Origin of the sequence: Acinetobacter sp. V2, assembly GCF_001188385.1 — a bacterium.
In the GTDB taxonomy this organism is placed as follows: domain Bacteria; phylum Pseudomonadota; class Gammaproteobacteria; order Pseudomonadales; family Moraxellaceae; genus Acinetobacter; species Acinetobacter oleivorans.
This window is the reverse complement of sequence record NZ_JZFB01000001.1, coordinates 1,345,728-1,349,402: the sequence shown is the minus strand read 5'-3', so window position 1 is coordinate 1,349,402 and position 3,675 is coordinate 1,345,728. Positions and strand designations below refer to the sequence as shown.

General features: G+C 37.2%; 4 protein-coding genes. 3 read left to right on the top strand and 1 reads right to left on the bottom strand.

From position 1 onward, the window contains the following. On the top strand, positions 1-190 hold a 190-nt coding region (locus UC75_RS20385), incomplete at its 5' end, for a putative sulfate exporter family transporter (RefSeq protein WP_228137123.1). Positions 191-282: 92 nt separating this feature from the next. On the opposite strand, the gene UC75_RS06165 is transcribed toward UC75_RS20385, so the two are convergent. Continuing rightward, complete coding sequence (locus UC75_RS06165; RefSeq protein ID WP_022575469.1) at positions 283-1,293, bottom strand: AraC family transcriptional regulator; 1,011 nt, start codon at positions 1,291-1,293, stop codon at positions 283-285. Between the two features lie 290 nt (positions 1,294-1,583). Here UC75_RS06165 and UC75_RS06160 point away from each other — a divergent pair, with 290 nt between their 5' ends. Both UC75_RS06160 and UC75_RS06155 read left to right on the top strand, forming a co-directional pair. Continuing rightward, entirely contained in the window at positions 1,584-2,189 is a 606-nt protein-coding gene (locus UC75_RS06160) for an RBBP9/YdeN family alpha/beta hydrolase (RefSeq protein WP_128825140.1), read from the top strand. Between the two features lie 100 nt (positions 2,190-2,289). Next, positions 2,290-3,675, top strand: a 1,386-nt coding sequence (locus UC75_RS06155) for a DUF1302 domain-containing protein (protein WP_228137218.1), incomplete at its 3' end; no start/stop codon positions are given.

Here is a 3,675-nt window from a genome sequence, read left to right as displayed (position 1 = left end):
GCCAGCGATGGTTCAAAATGGAATCAATGATTTATCACGCTGGTTTTTAGTCATCGCAATAAGTGCTTTAGGGATGAAAACTCAGTTAAAAGAATTAGCATCGGTTGGCATTAAACCGATTCTTTTAATGATCGGCGAAAGCATCTTTTTAGTGGTGTTGGTTCTTGGGCTTATGCGCTTGTGGTTTTAATTTTAAAAATTAGATTTTTAAGGAAGTTTTGGAGTAATTCTCCAGCTTCCTTATATTTTAAATGACTTCATTTCGCTTCAAATAAAGAGGAGTTAATTGAGCAGAGCTTTATTGTGACTACGCCACATATTTGGTGACATACCAAATTGGCTAATGAACCAACGAGTAAAAGAACTCGGCATTGAGTAACCTAAAATATCAGACACTTGAGCAAGTGAATAATTTAGATTTTTTAAATAACGAAATACGAGATCTTTGCGTACTTCATTCATTAAATCACTAAAACTCGTTTGAGCTTCTTCTAATCGACGCTGTAAAGTCCGTACGTGAATACCATGTGTTTGAGCGACTTGATCAATCGTAGCGCGACCCATTGGCAAAAGAAGATAAATACTTTTACGAATATCAAAAATCATGGTCGATTCATTACTATTCTGCAAAATATCTAAATAACGCTGCGCATGGTTAGCCATAGCCAAATTTGCTTGAGGGTTTGTTGTATCAAGTTCGGCCGCCGTACAAACAATGCCATTAAAGTCACTACCGAACTCGAGCGCACAGCCAAAAATCCGCCGATGCAAAGTTAAATCACTAGGCGGGTTATGTGTGAAGTGTACACTTAATGGGCGCCATTTTTGCATCATGAGCGCTGCACAAAAACGATGAGTGATTCCTAAAGCAAGTTCCGTCGCTTGACGACTATATCCGCAAGTTGTGGTTATAACTTCTTCTCGAATAACAACCGTATCATCAATTTCTTCTATATATATTTCAAGTGAGTTATTGAGTAAATTCCTATAACGAACAATCGTTTGTAGCGCTTCTCTCAAAGTATATTGGTAACTTAATAATAAGCTTAGTTCACCAAAATCCGCGATTTCACGTTGTTCAGCCATATGTAAACCGAAAACATCACAATTACTCATCTGGGCTGAGTCTTCAAGCAAGGTAATGGCTTTATCTACAGGAATACGTTGTTTAAGATCATTCAATTGAGTTTGGCTAAGCCCAACACGTGATAATAAATGGTAGGGATTTAGATCTAATTGCTGAGCAACTGCCAAATAATTTTTTAAAGAGGCGGTATGCGCAAGAGGCACCATTTTATTATCTCCTGTTCTTAATCAGCCATATTCCTTACAGCTCATATCTAGTTATAACTAAAATATCTGCATTACAAAAGCTTTTATTTAAGCGCCTCATCGTGATGTCGATTCAATTTTAAAGTTATTCTTTTAATTCATTTGTAATTACAAAAACTAATTTAATTAATTTACGAAATTTTAAAAAGATGTGTCGTCAAATGAAAAGTCCGTGACGCCTTATGTACACCATTAACTGAAATGAGCCTTTATTGTGAATGGAGTTTTATAAAAATTCTTATACATCTTAGATGGCAAAATTCACAGGCGTCGAAATGGAAAAAATACAAACCAAAGCAACAATTTTAATTATTCCAGGGTTACGCGATCATGTTCCCGAGCATTGGCAAACGATCTTAGAAACAAAGCTAGCAAAGGTTCGGTCTGTACCACCTGTGCAAACCAACAAACTCAATTGTGAAAATAGAGTTGCTGCAATACAAGCACAACTAGAACAAATACAAGGGCCTGTCATTTTGGTTGCACACAGCGCAGGAGTGTTGATGACAATATACTGGGCTGCAAAATATCAAAGACCAATTCAAGGAGCTCTACTTGTGGCTCCACCTGACTTAAACGAAAGCTGGCCAGAAAATTATCCAAGCCCAACTGTACTTCATCAAGAAGGATGGAGTCCTTTACCTAATCAAACACTACCTTTTCCCAGCATTTTGGTTGCAAGCACCAATGACCATTTAGCTCGTTATGAGGCTGTCAGTGAAATGGCAGAAAAGTGGGGTAGTCGACTCGTAAATTTAGGTGAAGTAGGACATTTAAATCCTGCATCTGGCTTTGGCTATTGGCCTTTAGCTGAACAATTCATTCAACAGTTAGATCAGGTCGAACAACCAGCCTAGGGCAAAAATACCTGCTTATGTAAACCATTTAAAAGCCAATGGATGGCTTTGAGTAATAAGCAATAAATAAGAAAAATCATATTGATAAGGAGATAATATGATGGGTCATTACGTCTATTTAAATCAAAGAAATAATCACGTTTTATATATTCAAAAAATAGGTGTTTCATTAAGCCTAATTTTATTTATGTCTAAAGCAAATGCAGCCAATTTTGATATTGATAAAGACTGGAAGTTCGAGACAAAGACGACATTAAGTCTAGGTACCAGTTGGAGTACACAAGACCCATCCGTTTCATTACTTTATCGGCCTGACGCAAACAAAATAGGTAAACAAGGCGCTAGCATTGATGTGAATGGTGATGATGGGCGTATGAATTTTAGTAAATATGATACCATTTCACAGATAATTAGAGGCATAACTGAAGTTAAGCTAAATGGAAAACAGCAGGGTGCGGTCATTAGCACTAAATACTGGTATGACCATGCCTATGAGACAGGACACGGAGACTTTAAACCGTTTAATGATTCAGCGTGGCCAAGGCTCGCAAAGTTCAAAGGTATCGATTTATGGAATGCCTATATATGGAAAGATTTTGAACTGGGTGGTGGAAAAAACATCAATTTAAAATTGGGCAAACAAACTTTAAATTGGGGGAAATCTCAGTTTTTTCAAAACGGTTTAAATTCGTTGAGTGCATTTGATTTTGCTGCAATCAACCGACCGGGTGGGGATGCAAAAGAAAGAAGCATTCCAACCGAAATGTTTTCATTCGACACAAGCATTAATAAAAATTTGAAAATAGAAGGGTTCTATCAATTTAAATTTAGACCTTCAGTTGTTGATGGTAATGGAACTTTCTTTGAGATTTCAGACTTTGTGCCCGAAAATGCAGGTCCAGTTCTAATTGCTGGAGGTGGAGATAAATTATCAGATACCGCAATTCGTTTACGTACCTATATTCCACGTGCAGAAAGTAGAAAAGCAAAGGACAATGGCCAATATGGCATTGCTTTAAAACAGACATTACCAAGTTTAAATAATGCTGAGTTAGGTATTTACTATGCGAACTACCATAGCCGTAATGCAAACTTTGATGGAACCGCTGTAACGGCATCGGGATCTGAACATTTTAATACCGCGAGTTATTTTTCTATCTATCCTGAAAATATCAAAATGTTTGGATTAAGTTTGACTGGGAAAGTTGGAACAACAACCGTTTTTAGTGAATTAACCCACAAACCTAATCAACCTTTACAACTAAACGGTACAGACATTGTCTATGCTCAAGTGCTATCGGAAGGAACACCATTTGCACCGCCGGGGAAAACTGTTGAATTAGGTCAATATATTCAAGGATATGTACGCTTACCCGTAACACAATTTTCGGTTGGAGCAACTGACAGCATATTCAATATTTGGGGGGCAAATTCGATGACATGGTCTACAGAGTTTGCCTTAAACCATATTGCAGATATTGCTAAT

What these genes read in the sequence shown, in the direction of transcription:
- UC75_RS06165 (WP_022575469.1), bottom strand. Translation starts at nt 1,293, where the DNA reads ATGGTGCCTCTTGCGCATACCGCCTCTTTAAAAAATTATTTGGCAGTT.
- UC75_RS06160 (WP_128825140.1), top strand. Translation starts at nt 1,584, where the DNA reads ATGGCAAAATTCACAGGCGTCGAAATGGAAAAAATACAAACCAAAGCA.